Annotated in this window: 17 protein-coding genes; 6 read left to right on the top strand and 11 right to left on the bottom strand. The window is 64.9% G+C overall.

Translation table 11 applies throughout. From position 1 onward, the window contains the following. Positions 1-246: 246 nt before the first annotated feature. Positions 247-2,748 (top strand): GcvT family protein, encoded by a 2,502-nt coding sequence (locus tag ROH8110_RS14225; RefSeq protein WP_085818373.1) that lies wholly within the window; start codon positions 247-249, stop codon positions 2,746-2,748. A gap of 32 nt (positions 2,749-2,780) precedes the next feature. On the opposite strand, the gene ROH8110_RS14220 is transcribed toward ROH8110_RS14225, so the two are convergent. Further along, entirely contained in the window at positions 2,781-3,665 is an 885-nt protein-coding gene (locus tag ROH8110_RS14220; RefSeq protein ID WP_085818372.1) for a LysR family transcriptional regulator, read from the bottom strand. A 124-nt stretch (positions 3,666-3,789) separates the two neighbouring features. On the opposite strand from ROH8110_RS14220, the gene cuyA reads away from it, so the two are divergent. Continuing rightward, entirely contained in the window at positions 3,790-4,812 is a 1,023-nt protein-coding gene (gene cuyA / locus ROH8110_RS14215; RefSeq protein ID WP_085818371.1) for a D-cysteate sulfo-lyase, read from the top strand. A 69-nt stretch (positions 4,813-4,881) separates the two neighbouring features. Here the strand turns inward: cuyA and ROH8110_RS14210 are convergent, their stop codons facing one another. From ROH8110_RS14210 to ROH8110_RS14170, 9 genes are all read right to left on the bottom strand, one after another. After that, entirely contained in the window at positions 4,882-5,499 is a 618-nt protein-coding gene (locus tag ROH8110_RS14210; protein WP_254903796.1) for a DUF937 domain-containing protein, read from the bottom strand. 105 nt (positions 5,500-5,604) lie between these two features. Next, the gene (locus tag ROH8110_RS14205) at positions 5,605-6,039 is read right to left on the bottom strand and encodes an EF-hand domain-containing protein (protein ID WP_211330789.1); all 435 of its coding nucleotides are present in this window, start codon (positions 6,037-6,039) and stop codon (positions 5,605-5,607) included. Between the two features lie 36 nt (positions 6,040-6,075). Then, positions 6,076-6,417: a carboxymuconolactone decarboxylase family protein gene (locus ROH8110_RS14200; protein ID WP_085818369.1), complete on the bottom strand. Its 342-nt coding sequence runs from the start codon at positions 6,415-6,417 to the stop codon at positions 6,076-6,078. A 241-nt stretch (positions 6,418-6,658) separates the two neighbouring features. Further along, positions 6,659-7,318 (bottom strand): DUF938 domain-containing protein, encoded by a 660-nt coding sequence (locus ROH8110_RS14195; protein ID WP_085818368.1) that lies wholly within the window; start codon positions 7,316-7,318, stop codon positions 6,659-6,661. A gap of 2 nt (positions 7,319-7,320) precedes the next feature. Then, a complete protein-coding gene (locus tag ROH8110_RS14190) occupies positions 7,321-8,256 on the bottom strand; it encodes an aldo/keto reductase (protein WP_085818367.1) in 936 nt (311 codons plus the stop codon). Between the two features lie 132 nt (positions 8,257-8,388). Beyond that, complete coding sequence (locus ROH8110_RS14185) at positions 8,389-9,477, bottom strand: BMP family ABC transporter substrate-binding protein (RefSeq protein WP_085818366.1); 1,089 nt, start codon at positions 9,475-9,477, stop codon at positions 8,389-8,391. A gap of 37 nt (positions 9,478-9,514) precedes the next feature. Further along, entirely contained in the window at positions 9,515-10,435 is a 921-nt protein-coding gene (locus ROH8110_RS14180; RefSeq protein ID WP_085818365.1) for an ABC transporter permease, read from the bottom strand. Then, entirely contained in the window at positions 10,435-11,523 is a 1,089-nt protein-coding gene (locus tag ROH8110_RS14175) for an ABC transporter permease (protein ID WP_085818523.1), read from the bottom strand. The genes ROH8110_RS14180 and ROH8110_RS14175 overlap by 1 nt, the downstream gene beginning before the upstream one ends. Positions 11,524-11,619: 96 nt before the next feature. Beyond that, a complete protein-coding gene (locus tag ROH8110_RS14170) occupies positions 11,620-13,137 on the bottom strand; it encodes an ABC transporter ATP-binding protein (protein WP_085818364.1) in 1,518 nt (505 codons plus the stop codon). A 188-nt stretch (positions 13,138-13,325) separates the two neighbouring features. Between ROH8110_RS14170 and dnaE the strand changes: the two genes are divergently transcribed. Next, complete coding sequence (dnaE, locus tag ROH8110_RS14165; RefSeq protein WP_085818363.1) at positions 13,326-16,829, top strand: DNA polymerase III subunit alpha; 3,504 nt, start codon at positions 13,326-13,328, stop codon at positions 16,827-16,829. Positions 16,830-16,839: 10 nt separating this feature from the next. Here the strand turns inward: dnaE and ROH8110_RS14160 are convergent, their stop codons facing one another. Beyond that, positions 16,840-17,034, bottom strand: a complete 195-nt coding sequence (locus ROH8110_RS14160; RefSeq protein ID WP_085818362.1) for a SlyX family protein — start codon at positions 17,032-17,034, stop codon at positions 16,840-16,842. Between the two features lie 111 nt (positions 17,035-17,145). On the opposite strand from ROH8110_RS14160, the gene hisS reads away from it, so the two are divergent. Genes hisS through hisG form a run of 3 tightly spaced genes read left to right on the top strand, consistent with a single transcriptional unit; the run spans position 17,146 to position 20,398 of the window. Beyond that, entirely contained in the window at positions 17,146-18,624 is a 1,479-nt protein-coding gene (hisS, locus tag ROH8110_RS14155; RefSeq protein WP_085818361.1) for a histidine--tRNA ligase, read from the top strand. After that, positions 18,621-19,706 (top strand): ATP phosphoribosyltransferase regulatory subunit, encoded by a 1,086-nt coding sequence (locus ROH8110_RS14150; protein ID WP_085818360.1) that lies wholly within the window; start codon positions 18,621-18,623, stop codon positions 19,704-19,706. The genes hisS and ROH8110_RS14150 overlap by 4 nt, the downstream gene beginning before the upstream one ends. After that, positions 19,703-20,398, top strand: a complete 696-nt coding sequence (gene hisG / locus ROH8110_RS14145; RefSeq protein ID WP_085818359.1) for an ATP phosphoribosyltransferase — start codon at positions 19,703-19,705, stop codon at positions 20,396-20,398. Before ROH8110_RS14150 ends, hisG begins: the two co-directional genes overlap by 4 nt. The last annotated feature ends 143 nt before the right edge of the window (positions 20,399-20,541 follow it).

Raw genomic sequence — 20,541 nt, 5'->3', positions numbered from 1 at the left:
AAACGGCATCTGTATCGTGTCGGTATCACGTCGGTATCGGGTCGGTATTATTCCGGCAGCTCCGCCATTGCCGGTTGCGGGACTTCGGCGAGAGTATTTTTGGCAAGATGAAGCCCCTTTGACCGTGAAAGCGGGCGCGAAGATGTTGCCCGGCGTCGGTTTTGCGCAATCTTGTGTCGGCTGGACCCTGCGTGACGTTGCAGGACTGATAAACAGGGTTCAACGCATTCAAGGAGTCGCAACCCAATGAAGACCCATGTCAAAGCCCTGATCGTCGGTGGCGGCGCCATCGGCACATCGATCGCCTATCATCTGGCCAAGTTCGGATGGGACGACGTGGTGCTGCTGGAGCGCGACGAACTGACGAGCGGCTCTACCTGGCACGCGGCGGGGTTGTTGCCGCTGTTCAACATGTCCTACGCGGTCACCCATATCCATGACTACTCGGTCAAGTTCTACAAGACACTGGAGGAGGAGACCGGCCTCAATGCCGGGTTCTCGGTGGTGGGCAACCTGCGCATGGCGCAGAGCGATGCGCGGATGGACGAGTACCGGGTCTATGCCTCGACCGCGGAAACGGTGGGGGTGCCCTTCGAGTGGCTGACGCCGGCGCAGATCAAGGAGCGCTGGCCGCTGGTCAATTGCGACGATCTGAAGGGTGCGATCTATCACCCGACCGACGGCTATATCAACCCTGCGGACGTGACCATGGCCATGGCGCGGGGCGCGCGCCAGCGCGGTGTCACCATCGAGCGCAAGTGGCAGGCGGATGCCTATCACTGGACCGGCGAGGCCTGGGAGGTGACGCTGACCAAGATGGTCGAGAAGGGTGGCAACCTCGTCCCCTCCGAGGAGCAGATCGTGGTGACGGCCGAGCATGTGGTCACCGCCACCGGCAATCACGCGCAGCGCACCGCGCGCCTGTTGGGCATCAAGACCCCGGCCATTCCGGTCGAGCATCAGTTCATCGTGACCGAACCCGACCCGGCGCTGGTGGAATACCGCAAGGCGGGCAACCCTGAACATCCCGTGCTGCGCGATGCCGACGCCAAGTGGTATGTGCGCGAGGAGCGCGGCGGCTGGATCCTTGGCCCCTATGAACTCAATGCGCCCGCGCGGTTTGAATACGGCGTGCCCGACAGTTTCCGCGCCGATCTCTTTCCGCTCGACCTTGAGCGGATCGAGGAGGAATACATGAGCATGATCCACCGGATCCCCAGTTCGGAAACCGTGGGTCTGAAGGACGATTTCAACGGTCCGATCTGTTACACGCCCGATGGCAACCCGCTGGTCGGTCCGGCGCCGGGGCTGCGCAACATGTGGCTGGCCGAGGGGTTCAGCTTCGGCATCACCGCCGCTGGCGGCACCGGGCATTACATGGCGCAGATGATGGTCGAGGGTGAAGCCGAGATCGACATGGCCTCGCTTGATCCCAAGCGGTTCGGCAGCTGGATCACCACCGAATATTCCGCGCGCAAGAACGAGGAGGCCTATAGCCACGTCTATGTTCTGCACCATCCCGACGAGGAGCGCGAGGCCTGCCGCCCGCTGCGCACCGCGCCGAGCTACGACCGGCTGAAGGCGCGCGGCGCCCAGTTCGGCGTGGTCAACGGTTTCGAGCGGGCGAACTATTACGGCCCCGTCGGTGCGCCCGCTGATTTCGACCATGACGCACGCAGTTTCCGGCGCGGCGGCTGGTGGGAATATGCGGTCGATGAGGCGAAGGCCGTGCGCGAGGGTGTCGGCCTGATCGACGCCTCGGCCTTTACCAAGCATACGGTGAAGGGACCGGGCGCGACGGCGTTCCTTGACTGGTTCACCTGCAACAAGCTGCCCAAGGTGGGGCGGATCAACCTGACCTATGCGCTGACGCCCGAGGGCACGACGCGCACCGAATACACCATCGTGCGGCTGGGAGAGGACAGCTATTACCTGGTGTCTGCGGGCGCGCTGACCGATTACGACGGCGACTACCTGCGCAAATGCGCCGAGGACAAGGCGCCCGAGTTCGGCTATATCGCGGTCGAGGATGTGACCACGCAATGGGGCGTCTTCGCCATTGCCGGGCCGAAATCGCGCGATGTTCTGAAAGAGGTCGTCAAGGATGCCGAGCCCGAGACCGCGCTGTCGAACAAGCGGTTCCCGTGGTTGAGCCAGCGCGATATCGAGCTGGGCATGTGCCCGGTGCGCGCGATCCGCGTGGCCTATACGGGCGAGCTGGGCTGGGAGCTGCATCATCCGATCGAGATGCAGAACTACCTTTTCGACCTGCTGGAAGATGCCGGGAAGAAGCATGGCATGAAGCTGGTCGGGGTGCGCGCGCAGAACTGGCTGCGCCAGGAGAAATCCTATCGCGCCTTCGGCAACGAGCTGGGCCGGGATGCGACGCCGCTCGAGGCCGACCTGCCGCGTTTCGTGGATCAGTCGAAGGACTTCCAGGGCAAGGATGCGATGAACGCGCTTGGTGTGCGGGTCAAATGCGTGACCTTGCTGATCGACGGGCCGGAGGATGCCGACCCCTGGGGCGCGGAGGTGCTGTTTGATGGCGACACGCGGGTGGGCCGCCTGACATCGGGTGGCTATTCGGTGGCTTTCGGGAAATCCATCGGCATGGGCTATGTCAGCCCCGAAAAGGCCGAGGTCGGGCAGAAACTGAAGGTGCGTATCCTGGGGGCGCTCTGGGATGCCGAGGTTGTCGAGGACAGCCCTTATGACCCCAAGAACGAGGTCATCCGGGTGGATGGCTGAAGCGAAGGGCCGGGCCGAAAGCCCGGCCTTTTTCATTTTGGGACGAGGGCGGCGCGCAAGAGATCCCAGCAATCGAGCGTCGCGGGGCGGATCGGTTCGGCGAGGCGGATCATGCGCAGGTCGAGCATGTGGTCGGCGCCGCCAAGCGGGACGCGCACCAGGCGCCCTTGCGACAGCGCCTCGGCGGCGACGCCATGGGGAAGCCAGGCGATACCGATGCCGTCGAGCGCATATTGGAGCGCGGCGAGGGTCAGCGCGGTTTCGGCCTTGCGCGTGATCTCGGTGCCGGGGGGCAGGCGGCTGAGGACGGCGCGTTCGACGACCTGCCCGAGGAAGACATCGCCCGGATAGGCGATGATCGCCAGTGGAGCATCGGGATCGCGGGCAGCGAGCGCAGGCGCGCAGACGGCCACGAGCGGTTCGGTGCCGATCGAGAGTTCGGTGAAGACGCGGCTGTCGGGGCGGGGCGGACCGAGGGGGGAGTCGTAGATCACGGCCAGATCGACCTCGCCGGTGACAAGCTGTCCGAGGCAGTCGTCGCGGTTGCCCGAGCGCACCCGCACCGAGCGGTCCTGTGCCAGCAGGTGCACGAGGCGGGGCGAAACGGTGGTGGTGATCGCATGCTGGCAGGCCAGAGACACGATGCGCCCCGCGCCCGAGGCGGACTGGCGCAGCCCGTCGCGCAGCGCGCGCAGATCGGCTGCCATCCGGCGCATCTCGGCTTCGCGGGCGCGCACATCGGGCAGCAGTTGCACCGGTTTGCAGGAGCGGTCGAAGAGGGCGGCGCCGATGCCGTCCTCGATGCTGCGGATGCGCCGGGTAAAGGCGGATTGCGTGAGGTTGCGGGCCATCGCCGCGCGGGCAAAGGAGCCGGTGTCGAGCACCGCAAGGATATCTTCGAGCCAATCGAGACGCATGGATCGGGGATAGGGTGCGGCGCCACAAAATGCAAGTTGTGCAATATGTTTTGCGGTATTCGCATTTGCGCGGGGGTATTTGCCGCGTTATCTGGAGTGTAACGCATTATAAGGAGGATTCCCCATGCATCTCGCCCGCTTCCCACGTCATTTTCTGGCGCATCTGCCTACGCCGCTGGAACGTCTTGATCGGCTGAGCGCCGAGTTGGGCGGACCGGAGATCTGGATCAAGCGCGACGATTGCACAGGGCTGAGCACCGGGGGCAACAAGACCCGCAAGCTCGAGTTCCTGATGGCCGAGGCCGAAGCGCAGGGCGCCGACATGGTGATGACGCAGGGCGCGACGCAGTCGAACCATGCCCGCCAGACCGCCGCCTTTGCCGCCAAGCTGGGGATGGATTGCCATATCCTGCTGGAGGACCGGACCGGCTCCAACGATGCGAATTACAACCACAATGGCAACGTGCTGCTGGATCACCTGCATGGCGCCACGACCGAAAAGCGCGCCGGTGGCGGTGACATGAATGCCGAGATGGAAACGGTGGCCGAGAGGCTGCGTGCCGAAGGCCGCAAGGTCTATACCATTCCCGGCGGTGGCTCGAACGCGACGGGCGCATTGGGCTATGTAAACTGCGCCTTCGAGCTCTTGTCGCAGGTCAACGGCACCGGCCTCAGGATCGACCACCTGGTTCATGCCACCGGTAGTGCGGGCACGCAGGCGGGGCTCATTACCGGGCTTCAGGCGATGAACGCGCAGATCCCGCTCTTGGGGATCGGGGTGCGCGCGCCCAAGGCCAAGCAGGAAGAAAACGTCTATAACCTGGCCTGCGCCACTGCCGAGAAACTGGGTTGTGCGGGGGTGGTCAAGCGCGAGGACGTGGTCGCCAACACCGACTATGTCGGTGAGGGCTATGGCATTCCCACCGAAAGCGGGCTGGAGGCGATCCGGATGTTTGCCGAGTTGGAGGCGATCCTGCTTGATCCGGTCTATTCGGCCAAGGGTGCGGCCGGGCTGATCGACCTGATCCGCAAGGGCCACTTCAAGAAGGGCGAGCGGGTCGTGTTCCTGCATACCGGCGGTGCCGCGGCGCTGTTCGGCTATGACCAGGCCTTCGATTTCGCGGATCGCTGGACAGCGGCGGGCTGAGGCAAGCGCCGAAGAAACAGACCGGCCGGAATGGAGCGGGGCAGACCTTGGCGTCTGCCCCGTTTGCGTTCATTTCATGATCTTGCCGAGGAGGTCATCGACCACCGAGCCGTCGCCATCTGCATCGAGCATCCTGGTCAACATCGAAAGGTCCGGCCCGGAGGATTTCGCGCCTGCCTTGCCGCCCAGCAGTCCGCCGATCATCCCCATCAGGCCATTGCCGCCGGCACCACCAGCGCCCTGAAGCATGCCCATCATGCCGTCGATCGAGGAATCGGGCATCTGCTTCTGCAGCCCGCCCTGTGCCATCGCGGCAAGCGCCGGAAGGAATTGCGAGACCGTGCGCTGATCGACGCCTGCCTTCTCGGCGGCGGCACTGGCCAGCCCTTCGGTCGCGGCGGCGTCGCCCATCAGACTGTCCAGAAAGGACTGGCCCTGCGCGACCCCCTCGGGTGTCGCGGCGGCGCTCGCATCGTCAAAGAAGGCGGCCTTGTCCTCGCCTTTCATGAAGCCGAGAACGGTTTCGGCACCGCCGCTTTCAGCGCGTTTCTTGGCGGCCTGGCCGATGGCGGGCGCCAGCATGTCCGTCAATGCGCGCGCCTTGCTTTCGTCAAGTCCGAACTGGCTGGCAAGCTGGCTCAGGCCCTGTCCGCCCTGCGCCTGTTCGAGAAGTTTCATGATCGACATTCGTTAACCCTTTTCCAACTGTCACTGAAGCGGACAGAAGACGCAGATTCGCGCCCTTGGCGTAAGGGGAAACAGCCTCGGTTCACGGCACTCGGAGCAGGGTGCCTAGTTTCCCTGGCCGAAATCCTGCGGCGTGACCACCCCGTCGCCGTTGGTGTCGATCGCTTCATGCCAGGCGGCGGTGCTGTCCAGGAATTCGCTCAGCGTCACCGTGCCGTCGTGATCGAGATCCGTGACCTCGCGTTTCAGGCCACCCGCCACCCGGCGCATCGGCGCGCGGCCTTCGGGCGTGACCGAGGCCATGTCATTGGCCCGCGCCGCATCGAACATGTCATAGTCGTCGCTGCTCAGGTTGCCGTCCTCGTCACTGTCGAAGGCGGCAAAGATGTTCTCGCGCATGGCCCTGGCCTCAGACAGGGTGACGGCTCCGTCGCCGTCAAGATCCCAATTGGACATGAATTTCTGGCCGGGTCCGTCCTGCGCCTGGGCCGCGCTGGCACAAATGGCGAGGCAGAGTGTGGCGAGCATGGGATATGTCATCATCTGCACCTTTTCGGGTTGGGAAGAAGCGTGGCGTCACGCCTGCCCGGTCAGTTCATCAAAGCAATCCAGGGCCTTGGCGGCATACATCATCGAAGGGCCGCCGCCCATCTGGATGGTCATCGCGAGCACGTCGCCCAGTTCCTCGCGGGTGGCGCCGCAGCGCACCAGCGCCTCGACATGCAGCCCGATGCAGGCCTCGCATTTGGTGGCGACCGCGATACCGAGCGCGACATACTCCTTGGTCTTGAATTCCAGAACGCCGCCTTCCTTGACCGCCTTGCCAAGCGCGCCAAAGGCCTGCGCGGTGTCGGGGATGGTCTTGTTGAGCGCCCGCAGCTGTTGCCTCGTGTCGTTCAGTTTGTCGTTCCAGGTCACATTCGCACTCCTCGATGTGTTTCGAGCCTGTCCTAGAGCGCGCGGTGCCCGGACACCTTGACCCAGATCAGACAGGAGAGTGCGCGCCCTGATTGATGCGTGCGTGAAACCGGGCGCGATGGCGCGACAGGAAGCCGGGATCGGGACGGAACCGCGCCGTGCTGTCCTCGCTCCCGCCTTCGATCCTCCGGCATCAACTGCGGTCAGACTGCCAGCGCGGCGCGCCGGTTCAATGGCGTCTTCACGCTGGGCGGCGGGCGACGATGGCAAGGTTGTTGGCGGGCATTTCGACCACGTCGACAAGCGTCAGACCCGCATCGTGCAGCCAGTCGATGACGTCGAAATCGTCCTTGTAGCCGATCTCGGGGTCCTGGGCGCGCAGGCTGGCGTCAAAGCTGGCGTCGCCCTCGGAAATGGTCTCGCCGGCGCGCAGGAACGGGCCGTAGATGATGAAGCGGCCTTCGGCGGCGAGCGCCTGTGCGACCTCCGATATGAGCTGTCGCGCTTCATCCGTGCTGATGAGATGCAGGAGGTTCACCAGCAAGATGAGATCCTGTCCGGCGTGTTCCGCGCCCCAGTGCGGCGCGGTGGCGTCAAGCTCGATCGCCTTGCGCAGGTTGGGGGCGTTCACGCTGGCGGCCCAGGCGTCGATGCTGGCGCGGCGCGCGGGGTCGATCTCGGTGGGCTGCCAGGTGAGCCCCGGAAGGGCGGGCGCGAAATGGGCGGCGTGCTGGCCAGTGCCCGAGGCCAGTTCCAGCGCGTGTCCGCTGGCGGGGCCGTGATGGCGCAGCAGATCGAGGATCGGCGCGGCGTTGCGCGCGGCCGAAGGCGCGTTGAGGCGGCCATCTTCCCCCGGCGTGGCAATCGACGCACTGTCGGGCAGGTTGAGGCGGCGCGCCACCTTCAGGCCTCTTCCAGGCGGTCGGTGGCGGGGGGCGGCGCCGGGCTGAGTGCGCTCAGCCGGGCGCGAAGCGCGTCATCCATGTCAAAGCTGATGGCGTCGAGCGAGGGTTGCAGCTGCGCGGTTGAACGCGCCGAAAGGATCGGCATCGGTGCGGCGGGATGATGCGCGGCCCAGGCGGCGGCCAGCGTGGCGGGGCTCACGCCCAGTTCGGCGGCGATCTCGCTCAGGCCGCTTGCCGCCTTGTGCATCCAGTCCTGACCATAGCGTGCGGCATAGCGGTCGTTCTCGGTCAGACGCCCGGTGCCGCCGCTGGCGTATTTGCCCGTCAGAAGCCCGCCCGCCAGCGGTGAATAGGGCGCCACGGCGATGCCTTCGCTCTGGCACATCGGCAGGATCTCGACCTCGGCCTGGCGTTTCACGAGGTTGTACATCGGTTGCAGGATCGACACGGGCAGATCGAAACGCGCGGCGATGGCGGCGGCCTTCATCACCTGCCAGGCGGCAAAGTTCGACAGCCCCATATAAGTGATCTTGCCCGCATCGCGCAGGCTGGCGAAGGTCTCCATCGTCTCGTTGAGATCGGTGTCGGGATCGAAGCGGTGGAGATAGAGGATATCGACGTGATCCATCCCGAGCCGCTGGCGCGAGATATCGAACTGCTTGATCAGGTTGTCGCGTCCCGCGCCACCGAGATAGCCTGCCTTGGTGGCGATGATCAGCCGCTCGCGCAGCGGCGCGGCAAACCGCCCGAGCAGCGTTTCCGCTTCCCCGTCGGTATAGACATAGGCGGTGTCGAAATGATTGAGACCGGCCTCGATGCAGGCGTCGAACATGGCGCGGCTCTGGCCCTCGTCGGCGGCGCCGCCGAATTGCATGGTGCCGAATGCGAGGCGGCTGGCCGGTGTGGCGTCGGGGGAGGTGAGGTTCTGTGTCATGACGTGAAACTGCCACGCCGCGCGGGAATGTGGAAGGCCTCGCGTGCCGGTCCGCGCAAGCGCCTGTCCGCCGCTTCATCTGGCTGAAAATACCTCGGGGGGTCCGGGGGGCTGGCCCCCCGGCCGTTTTCGTTACTGCGGGATTTCGGCGTCGAGGCCCTCGACATAGAAATCCATGCCCAGAAGCGTGCCGTCATCGGCGGTTTCGCCTTCGGCCAGCCAGTCCGAACCGTCCTGCTTCTTCAGCGGGCCGGTGAAGGGATGGTGATCGCCCGAGGCGATCGCGTCCTTCAGGGCCAGCGCCTCTTCCTTGACCTCGGCGGGCACCGCGTCGGTGATCTCGCCGATGCCGACCATGCCGGGGCCGATGCCGTCCCAGACCTGCTGGCTTTCCCAGGTGCCGTCGATCACCGCCTGGGTGCGGGCGATGTAATAGGGTTTCCAGTTGTCGATGATCGAGCTCACGCGCGGGAAGGGTTTGTATTCGGCCATGTCCGAGGCCTGCCCGAAGGTGACCACGCCGCCGGCTTTTTCAGCCGCTGCCTGGGGGGCGGTGGAATCGGTGTGTTGCAGGATCACGTCGGCGCCCTGCTCGATGAGCGCGGTGGCGGCGTCGGCCTCCTTGGCGGGATCGAACCATGTATAGGCCCAGATGATCTTGAACTCGACATCGGGGTTGGCCTTGCGGGCGTGGATGAAGGCGGAATTGATGCCGCGGATCACTTCGGGGATCGGGTAGGAGGCGATGTAGCCAACGATGTTGGACTTGGTCATCTTGCCCGCGATATGACCCTGGATCGCGCGCCCCTCGTAAAAGCGGGCCGAGTAGGTCGAAAGGTTCGGGGCGGTCTTGTAGCCGGTCGCGTGTTCGAATTTCACGTCCGGGAATTTCTCGGCCACGGCGACGGTTGCATCCATGTAGCCGAAGGATGTGGTGAAGATCAGATCCGCGCCATTCAGCGCCATCTGGGTGATTGCGCGGGTCGCGTCGGCGCCTTCGGGCACGCTTTCCTGGTAGATCGTCTCGACCTGGTCGCCGAAATGCTCTTCGAGGGCCAGGCGGCCCTGGTTATGCTCGTAGGTCCAGCCGCCATCGCCGATCGGGCCGACATAGATGAAGCCGACCTTGGTCTTGTCGTCCTGCGCCAGCGCCGGGGTCACGGCGCCGGCGGCAAGGCCAAGCGCCACCGTGGCGCCGGTCAGAAGGGTCTTGAGGGTCATGAGTTGAACTCCCTGTGGTTTGAGGATGGGCAGCGCCTCATTGCGAGGCATGGAAAATTCGGGTCAGCGACGCGGGCGCGCGGCTGCGGTCCGCCGACATGATGACAAGCACGAGGATGGTGATCAGGTAGGGCGACATCGAGAGATATTCGACCGGCAGCGCGACACCGGCGGCCTGAAGGTTGAGCTGCAGCACGCTGACGCCGCCGAATAGCCATGCGCCCAGCAAGACGCGCCCCGCCTTCCAGCTGGCGAAGACAACCAGCGCCAGCGCGATCCAGCCCGCACCGGCGGTCATGCCCTCGGTCCATTGCGGCACCCGAACGAGGCTGAGATAGGCCCCGCCAAGTCCGGCGCAGGCACCGCCGAAAGCGATCGCCAGCACGCGCACGCGCACAACCTTGTAGCCGAGTGCATGGGCGGCGTCGTGGTTTTCGCCCACGGCCCTCAGGATCAGCCCGGCACGGGTGTATTTCAGACCTGCCCAGACCGCGGCGACCAGCGCCAGCGCGATATAGACCATCGGATCGTGCGAAAACAGCACCGGGCCGAGGAACGGGATGTCGCTGAGCACCGGAATGTCCAGCCGGGCCGTGGGCGGGGGCTTGATGCCGACATAGCCCTGGCCCAGAAGCGCGCTCAGCCCGAGGCCGAAGAGCGTGAGCGCCAGCCCCGAGGCCACCTGATTGGCCAGAGCGAATTGCGTGAGCAGCGCGAACAGCAGCGACAGGCCCGCCCCCCCGAGTGCTGCGGCCAGAAATCCGAGCGCGGGCGAGCCGGTGTTCACCGCGAAGGCAAAGCCGCAGATCGCCCCGGTGATCATCATTCCCTCGACCCCGAGATTGAGCACGCCTGCGCGCTCGACCACCAATTCGCCGATCGCCGCCAGCAGGATCGGCGTCGAGGCGGCCATGATCGAGGCCAGCAGAAGGATCGGACTGATCGAGGAGAGGTCCATCATGCGGTCTCCGGTCGGGGGAGCAGGCGGAGGCGGTAGTTGGTCAGCAGGTCGACCGCCAGCAGGAAGAAGAGCAACATGCCCTGGAACATCTGGATTGCCGCCGCCGGCAGGCCGAGATTGGACTGCGCGATCTCACCACCAATATAGGTGAGCGCCATCAACAGCCCCGCCAGCGCGATGCCGAAGGGGTGCAGACGCCCCAGGAAGGCCACGATGATCGCGGTGAAACCGTAGCCGACATTGAAGTCGATACTGACCTGTCCGGCGGGTCCGGAGACCTCGAACATGCCTGCGAGCCCGGCCAGCGCGCCCGATACGCCAAGGCAGAACAGCACGAGGCGCGCCGGATCGACACCCGCGAAGCGCGCGGCGCGCGGGGCCTGCCCGGTCAGGCGGATATGGTAGCCCAGCACATGACGCCCGAGCAGGATATAGGCGAAGATCACCGCGATCAGCGCCGCGACCGCGCCCCAATGCATCCCGGTATCGGCGATGAGGTCGGCATTATGCGCCGACGGGTATTGTTGCAGGTTGCGGCTGCCGGGAAAGCCCATGCCCTCGGGGTTCTTCATCGGGCCGAGCGCCATCGCCGCCAGCAGTTTTTCGGCCACATAGACCAGCATCAGCGAGACGAGGATCTCGTTGGTGCCGAAGCGGACCCGGAGCAGCCCCGGAATCATGCCCCAGGCCAGCCCGCCAAGAGCGCCCGCGATCACCATCAGCGGAAAGACGAACCAGGCATCGAGAGGGTAGAAGGCCAGCCCCACACCCGCCCCCGCGAGGGCGCCGATGATATACTGCCCTTCGGCGCCGATATTCCACACTCCTGCGCGGAACCCGAGCGACAGCCCGATGGCGATCAGAACGAGCGGCGCGCCCTTCACCAGGAGCTGAGGGCGGTAATAGAAGGCGAATTCGCCAAAGAGCGGTTCCCAGAAGATGGTGGCAATGGCCTCGACGGGGTTCTTGCCGAGTGCCGCGAAAAGCGCGCCGCCTGCCAGCATGGTGACCAGCACCGCAAGGAGCGGCGAGAGATACAGCCAGCGGCGCGAGGGCTGGGGGCGTTTTTCCAGCCGGATCCTCATCGGCGCGCCTTCGTGGCGGTGGAGGGGGGCGCTGCCCCCGTCGCCCAAGGGGCGACTCCCCCGGAGTATTTCGGGCAAGATGAAGCGCGGTGGCGGTCAGGCATGGGCTACCTCCATACCGTGCGCGCCGCCCATCATCAGGCCGATTTCCTGAAGGCTGAGCGCATGGGTGGGGCGGATGTCGGAGAGCCGCCCTTCGTTGAGCGCGCCGAAGCGGTCCGCGATTTCCATCAGTTCGTCGAGATCCTGGCTGATGCAGAGAATCGCGGCGCCGTCGGCGGCGAGATCCAGCAGGGCCTGGCGGATCGCCACGGCGGCGGCGGCATCGACGCCCCAGGTGGGCTGGTTGACGATCAGCACCTCGGGGCGCTGGAGAACCTCGCGGCCGATGACGAATTTCTGCAGGTTGCCGCCCGAAAGTGCGCGCGCGGCGGTGTCGGGGCCGGGCGTGCGCACGTCGAAACGGGAGATAATGCGCGCGGCGAAATCCTGTGCGGCGGCCCAGCTGATGAAGCCGCGCGCCATCAGTCCTTCGCGCTCGGCGCCGGTCATCAGGGCGTTTTCTGTCAGGCTCATGTCGGGGGCGGCGGCGTGGCCGAGCCTTTCCTCGGGGGCGGTGAGCAGCCCCAGGCGGCGGCGCGCTGCGGGGCCGAGCGCGCCAACCGGGCGGCCCTTGAGCCGGATTGCGCCGGGGGCGCTGCGCAACTCGCCTGAGAGTGCCGCGAGGAGTTCATCCTGACCGTTGCCCGCGACCCCGCCGATGCCCAGGATTTCGCCCTCGGCGAGTGTGAAATGCAGGTTCTTCAGTGCCGTGCCGAAGCGGTTGGGCGAGGCGAGCGAGAGGCCGGTGATATCAAGGGCGGTTGCGCCGGGCGCGCGTGCGGGGCGGGCCGTGACATCGAGTGTGGTGCCGACCATCATCTCGGCCATCTCGCGCGCGGTGGTTTCACGCGGGTTGCAGGTGGCGACATTGCGCCCCTGGCGCAGGATGGTGGCGCGGTCACACAGCGTGCGGATTTCCTCGAGCTTGTGGGAGATGTAGAGGATCGACACGCCTTCGGCGGCGAGTTTGCGCAGGGTCTGGAAGAGGATCGCGACCTCTTGAGGGGTCAAGACCGAGGTGGGCTCGTCCATGATCAGGAGCCGCGGGTTCTGCAGAAGGCAGCGCAGGATCTCGACGCGCTGGCGCTCGCCTGCAGAAAGATCGCCCACGATGCGGTGAGGGTCGAGCGGGAGGCCGTAGGTCTCGCTGACATCGCGGATTCGCCGCGAGAGGTCGCGCAGAGGCGGGGGCGATTCCATCCCGAGCGCGATGTTCTCGGCCACGCTGAGTGCGTCGAAGAGTGAAAAGTGCTGGAACACCATCGCCACGCCGGCGGCGCGCGCGGCGCGCGGTTCGCCCGGCACAAAGGGCGCGCCATGCAGGGTCATGGTGCCGCTGTCGGGTTTCACCAGGCCGTATATCATCTTGACCAGGGTGGACTTCCCCGCGCCGTTTTCGCCAAGCAGCGCATGAACCTCGCCGCCCGCGATATCGAGGGAGACGCTGTCATTGGCCACGACTCCGGGATAGGCCTTGGTCAGTCCCGAAATGGCAAGCAATGGTGCTGTCACGCGTAGGTCCCCTGGTGGCGCGGTTGCGCGGCGTTTCAGGATGACTAGCGCAGGGGCGCCATGATGGGCAATGGGTTGCGCGCTTTTTGCGCGCCCCTGGGTGCGCTCAGTCGGCGGGATGGGCAAAAAACGCGCAAGCGCGCGCGAAGCGCCTTTTTCCCGGCGAGTGGGGAAGCTACTCTGCACATATGAGCAGTGATCCCCGATTCATCCATCTTCGTCTTCACACGGAATATTCCCTGCTGGAAGGCGCCGTGCGGCTGAAGACGCTTGCGGGTCTTTGCGAACGTGCGGGCATGCCCGCGGTGGCGGTCACCGACACCAACAACATGTTCGCCGCGCTGGAATTTTCGGTCACGGCGAGCGGGGCGGGCATTCAGCCGATCATGGGCTGCCAGATGGATCTGGAATATGTCGAGGTCCAGCCCGGCGAGCGCCCCAAGCCCCCTGCGCCGGTGGTTCTGCTGGCGCAGAGCGAGCGGGGTTACGGGAACCTCATGAAGCTGAATTCCTGCCTTTACCTGCGCGGGGACGGGCAGTTGGCGCATCTGACGATCGAGGATCTCGAGCGCCACGCCGAGGATGTGATCTGTTTGAGCGGCGGGCCGGACGGGCCGGTGGGGCGGCTGTTGCAGGCTGGTCAGCGCCCGGCCGCCGAGGCGCTGATGACTCGGCTGCATGGCGCGTTCGGGGATCGTCTTTATGTCGAGTTGCAGCGCCATCCCGGTGAGGATGGCGCGCCGGAGGCCGAACGCCAGACGGAACGTGGGTTCGTGGAAATGGCCTATGGGATGGGCATTCCGCTGGTCGCAACGAACGACGTCTATTTCACCGATCCCGGCATGTACGAGGCGCATGATGCGATGCTTTGCGTGGCCGATGGGGCCTATGTGGATCAGGGCGAGCCGCGCCGCCGCCTGACCGCGCAGCATTATCTCAAGACACCGCAGGAAATGGCGACACTTTTCGCGGACCTGCCCGAGGCGTTGGAAAACACCGTCGAGATCGCCAAGCGCTGCGCCTTCGGAGCGTATCGGCGGGATCCGATCCTGCCGCGTTTCGCTGATGACGAGGTTGACGAACTTCGCCGGCAGGCCAAGGAAGGGCTGGCGGCGCGACTGGCTGTGATCCCGCATGCGGCATCCGTCGAAGACTATGAAAAGCGGCTGGAATTCGAGCTGGGGATCATCGAGGGGATGGGCTTTCCGGGCTATTTCCTGATCGTTGCCGATTTCATCAAATGGGCCAAGGAAAGGGATATTCCGGTCGGGCCGGGGCGGGGCTCGGGGGCGGGCAGTCTCGTGGCCTATGCGCTGACGATCACCGATCTCGACCCGCTGCGCTACAGCCTGCTGTTCGAGCGGTTCCTGAACCCCGAACGGGTCAGCATGCCCGATTTCGATATCGATTTCTGCATGGATCGCCGGGAGGAGGTGATCCATTACGTGCAGGAGAAGTACGGACGCGACAAGGTGGGGCAGATCATCACCTTCGGCGCGCTGCTGTCCAAGGCCGCCGTGCGCGATATCGGGCGGGTGCTGCAGATGCCCTACGGGCAGGTGGACAAGCTGAGCAAGATGATTCCGGTCGAGGGCGTGAAGCCCGTGTCGATCGAACAGGCGCTGGCGCAGGAAGACCGCCTGCGCGAGGCGGCGCGCAGCGAAGAGGTGGTGGACCGGCTGCTGAACTACGGCATGAAGGTCGAGGGATTGTTGCGCAATGCCTCGACTCACGCTGCGGGGGTCGTGATCGGGGATCGGCCGCTCGATGAACTGGTGCCGATCTACCAGGATCCGCGCTCGGACATGCCTGCAACGCAGTTCAACATGAAATGGGTCGAGCAGGCGGGGCTGGTCAAGTTCGACTTCCTGGGCCTCAAGACCCTGACGGTCATCCAGAACGCGATGCAGCAGATCCACAATGAGGGGCGCGACCTGCATGTCGCGCAGGATGGCAGCACCATCTACGAGCCCTTCGAGGGCGCCGAGAACGATATCGGGCAGATACCTCTGGACGACGAAAAGACCTATGAGCTTTACGCGCGTGCGCGCACGGTGGCGGTGTTCCAGGTGGAAAGCTCGGGGATGATGGACGCGCTCAAGCGGATGAAGCCCACCTGTATCGAGGATATCGTGGCGCTGGTGGCGCTTTACCGGCCCGGCCCGATGGAGAACATCCCGAAATATTGCGAGGTCAAGAACGAGCTGAGCGCGCGCGATTACCTGCATCCGACGGTCGATCATATCCTGGACGAGACTCAGGGTATCATCGTCTATCAGGAACAGGTGATGCAGATCGCGCAGGATATGGCAGGCTATACGCTGGGGGGCGCCGACCTGTTGCGCCGCGCGATGGGCAAGAAGATCCAGGCCGCGATGGATGCCGAACGGCCCAAATTCATCGAGGGCGCCAAGGCGAACGGGGTGGATGATGCCAAGGCGCTCGAAGTCTGGAACCTGCTAGACAAGTTCGCCAATTACGGTTTCAACAAGTCCCACGCGGCGGCCTATGCGGTGGTCAGCTATCAGACTGCCTGGCTGAAGGCCAATCACCCGGTCGAGTTCATGGCCGGGGTGATGAACTGCGATATCCATCTGACCGACAAGCTGGCGGTGTATTTCCAGGAGGTAAAGAAGGGCCTTGGCCTGCCCTATGCGCCGCCCTGCGTGAACCGCTCGGATGCGATGTTCCAGGTGCGCGGCGGGGTTCTGCATTACGCGCTCGGCGCGCTCAAGAACGTGGGCGTCGAGGCGATGCGCCTGATCGTGGAGGGGCGCGGCGACAAACCCTTTGCCACGCTTTACGACGTGGCGCGGCGGGTCGATCTCAAGCGGATCGGCAAGCGGCCGCTGGAGATGCTGGCGCGGGCCGGGGCGTTTGACGAGCTTGACCGCAACCGGCGCCGGGTGTTCGACAGTATCGAGGCGCTGATGAACTATTCTGCGGCGATCCACGATCAGAAGAATTCCAACCAGGTGTCATTGTTCGGCGAGGCGGGCGACGATCTGCCCGAACCGCGCCTGAGTCCGGTCGAAGACTGGCTGCCCGCCGAGCGCCTGACCGAGGAGTTCAAGGCGGTGGGGTTCTACCTGTCGGGGCATCCGCTGGACGATTACATGGGCGCGCTCAGGCGCAAGGACGTGAAAACGCTGGACGAAGTGACCGCGATGATCGAGCGCAAGGGCGCGGCGGTGGTCAAGATGGCCGGCGTCGTGGCGGGCCGCCAGGAGCGCAAATCGGCGCGCGGCAACCGTTTTGCCTTTGTGCAGCTGTCGGATGTCACCGGCGGCTACGAGGTGACGCTGTTTTCCGAGGCGCTGGAGAAATGCCGCGATCACCTGGAAACCGGGTCACAGGTGGTGCTGACCGCCGAGGCGACGATGGAAAGCGATCAGCTCAAGCTGCTGGGCCGCTCGATTTCGCCGATCGACGGGGTTGTCGCCGATGTGAGCGCGACCGGGTTGCGCATATTTATCGAAACCGGGGATGCGATCCCGTCGGTGGCCTCGGTGCTGGCGAAGGCTGCGCAGACGGTGAAATCCGGCGGGCGCGGGCCGATCCGGTTCAACCTGATGGCGCAGGGTCTGCCCGGCGAGGTCGAGATCGATGCGGGCGAGGAGTTCCCGGTGAACCCCCAGATCAAGGGCGCCATCAAGAGCCTGCCGGGGGTCATGACCGTCGAGGAGCTCTAGGCGGCGGAGTTCACCAATGGGGCGGGCGCTCGTCGCCAAGGGGAACGCTGCCGCCCTGATCGACCTCGCGCGTGGCCTCGCGCTCGAGCAGCAGTTGCACGCGGCGCGTCATCAGGGCGAGTTCACGCTCCTGGCGGGCAACGACCTCGGAAAGATCGTCGACGATGCGGGTGAGGTGGGCGATCTGTTCTTCAATGGGTTCCATGGGGTCGATCTAGCGGGTCCGGGGCGTGGGCGTCAATGCGGCACAGCTTGCCCCCGCTGGCCCCATCCGATAGACGCTGCGGCAAGGACGAAACCCCGATGGATCCGCAGCATGGCCAAAGAGAAGAAACAGCCCCGCCCCAAGGCCGAAACGCCCAAGGGGTTCCGCGATTACTTCGGCGCCGAGGTGACCGAGCGCGCCGAGATGTTGCAAGCGATTGCAAGGGTTTATCATCTTTACGGCTTCGAGGCGCTGGAATCCTCGGCGGTGGAGACGGTCGAGGCGCTTGGCAAGTTCCTGCCCGATGTGGACCGCCCCAACGAGGGGGTTTTCGCATGGCAGGAAGACGAGAACGACGACTGGCTGGCGCTGCGCTATGATCTGACCGCGCCGCTGGCGCGGGTCTATGCCCAGCACCGCAACGACCTGCCTACCCCCTACCGGCGCTATGCGATGGGGCCGGTCTGGCGCAACGAGAAGCCGGGACCGGGGCGGTTTCGCCAGTTTTATCAATGCGATGCGGATACGGTGGGCGCGCCTTCGGTCGCTGCCGATGCCGAGATCTGCGCGATGCTGGCCGACACCCTGGAAACCGTGGGTATCGCGCGGGGCGATTACATCGTGCGGGTCAATAACCGCAAGGTCCTGAATGGCGTGCTTGAGGTGATGGGTCTTGAGGAAGGTGAGCAGCGCGACGCCGTGCTGCGCACCATCGACAAGTTCGACAAGGTCGGCGAAAGCGGTGTGCGCGAATTGCTGGGCAAGGGGCGGCTCGATGCCTCGGGGGCCTATATCGACGGCGTGGGGCTGAGCGATGATCAGGCCGGGCCGGTGCTGGCGTTCCTGACCTCGAAAAGCGCGGATACCGCGGAGACGCTTCAGAACCTGCGCGCCGCGGTCGGTGACTCGGCCATCGGCCAGGAGGGCGTGCAAGAGCTTGAAACCATTGCCAACCTTCTTGCAGCTCAGGGTTATGGCACGGATCGCGTGGTGATCGACCCCAGCGTCGTGCGGGGGCTTGGCTATTACACCGGGCCAGTTTTCGAGGCCGAGCTGACCTTTGATATCCTTGACGAAAAGGGCCGCAAGCGGCAGTTCGGGAGCGTCGCCGGTGGCGGGCGCTATGACGACCTGGTCAAGCGGTTCACCGGACAGGCCGTGCCGGCGACGGGTGTGTCGATCGGGGTGGATCGGCTGCTGGCGGCACTGCGTGAAAAAGGCCGCATCGGCGGTTCCATCAATGGGCCGGTGGTGGTCACGGTGATGGATCGCGACCGGATGGCCGATTACCAGGGCATGGTTGGTGAACTGCGCCGGGCGGGTATCCGCGCCGAGGTCTATCTGGGCAATCCCAAGAATTTCGGCAACCAGATGAAATACGCGGACCGGCGCGGCGCGCCCATCGCGGTGATCGAGGGCGGCGACGAGAAGGAACGCGGCGTTATCCAGATCAAGGATTTGATCCTTGGTGCGCAGATCGCCCAGAGCGCGACGCTGGAAGAATGGAAGGAACGGCCCAGTCAGTTCGAGGTGCCGCGCGACCAACTTGTTGAAAAGGTTCGTGAAATACTGGAGGGGCAGGGCGGATGAGTGACCGCGCCGCGATCCGGGCCGAGGCCGCACAACTGCGGGCGCTGTTCGAATCCGAGGGCGCGCAGCCGGTGGAAACCCCGATCCTGCAACCCGCCGAAGTGTTGCTTGATCTTTACGGCGAGGACATCCGGGCGCGGGCCTATGTGACCTCGGACGCGCTGCGCGGGGAGCAGATGCTGCGCCCGGATTTCACCGTGCCGGTCGTTCAGATGCACATGGAGCATGGCGCAGAACCGGCCTGTTATACTTATTCGGGCGAGGTGTTCCGGCGTCAGGAGGACGACCCGGCCCGCGCCAGCGAATACATGCAGGTCGGGTTCGAGGTGTTTGAACGCACCGCGCCCGAGGCGGCGGACGCCCGCGTTTTCGGTATCATTTTCAATGCCTTGAAGCCGCTTGGTCTGCGCGCCGCGACGGGCGATATCGGCATCCTGATGGCGGCGGTCGATGCGCTGTGCACCAGTGAGGGGCGCAAGCGGGCGTTGCGGCGTCATATCTGGCGGCCAAGGCGGTTCCGGGCGCTGATGGATCGCTATGCGGGGCGCGCGCCGGTGCCGGAAAGCCGCGCGGCGCTGCTGGCGCAATCCGATCCGATGGCGGAGGCGGGGCCGGTCATCGGGATGCGCGGCGAAGACGAAATAATGAGCCGTATCAATGCCTTGCGCGAAGATGCGGCGACCGCGCCGATCTCGGAGAACGAGGTGGCGCTGATCGACGCGATCCTGGGTGTACGCGAAACGTCGGATAATGCGCTTGAGCATCTGCGCGATATCGCCGTGGATCTGCCCGCGATCCAGCCCGCCGTGGAGCGCCTGGCGCGGCGTCTGGAGGCACTGGAAGCGCGCGGGATTGACGTGTCAAACCTGGATTTCGAGGCCAGCTACGGGCGCACCAACATGGAATACTATGACGGCTTTGTCTTTGGTTTCTATGCAGAAAATCGCCCCGACCTGCCGCCGATCGCCACTGGCGGGCGCTATGATGCGCTGACACGGCAACTGGGGCGCGGGCGCGAGATACCGGCGGTGGGCGGGGTGGTCCGGCCGGGGCTGGTTGTGGAACTGGGGGGGCTGTCATGAGCCTCAAGCTGGGAGTGCCCTCGAAGGGGCGGCTGATGGAAAAGACCTTTGACTGGTTCAGTCAGAGGGGCATCGGGCTGGGCCGGTCTGGATCGGAACGCGAATATGCGGGCTATGTCCAAGGCATTGATAACGTTGAGCTTGTTCTGCTTTCCGCGGGGGAAATCCCGCGTGAGCTGGCAGCGGGGCGGATCAATCTGGGGGTCACGGGTACGGATCTGGTGCGCGAAAAGCTGGGGCAATGGGATCTCAGGGTGCGGGAATTGGCGCTCTTGGGGTTCGGGCAGGCGGATCTGGTGCTGGCTGTGCCAGGCTGCTGGGTCGATGTGAACAGCCTTGACGACCTTGACGCGGCCGCCGCTGCATTTCGGCTAAAGCACGGATTTCGTTTGAGAATTGCCACCAAATACCACCGCTTGGTGCGGGAGTTCCTGCGCGATAACGGGGTGGCGGATTACCAGTTGGTCGACAGCCAGGGCGCCACCGAGGGCACGGTCAAGAACGAGACCGCCGAAGCGATTGCGGATATTACCTCGACGGGCGATACACTGCGGGCCAACCATTTGAAAATATTGGAAGATGGCCTGATCCTGCGCAGTCAGGCGACGCTGTTCAAATCCCGTGTCGCGGTGATGGACGAGGATGACCGGCGCAGCCTTGCGGCGTTGCTGCAAAAGCTGAAGGTGGACTGAGAAAAGCGTACGAAACGTCCGTTTTGTACGCCGCTATTGTACCGAATTCCGGTGCCGCGCCCAAAATTTCGTACAGTTTCCGAAATTCCGCCTGTGCGGGCCTGCGAAAACGAAAACGGGCGCGCCCCGAGAAGAGAGCGCGC

The organism is Roseovarius halotolerans, assembly GCF_900172255.1.
Taxonomy (GTDB): Bacteria; Pseudomonadota; Alphaproteobacteria; order Rhodobacterales; family Rhodobacteraceae; genus Roseovarius; species Roseovarius halotolerans.
This window is presented reverse-complemented; position numbering and strand designations above follow the sequence as displayed.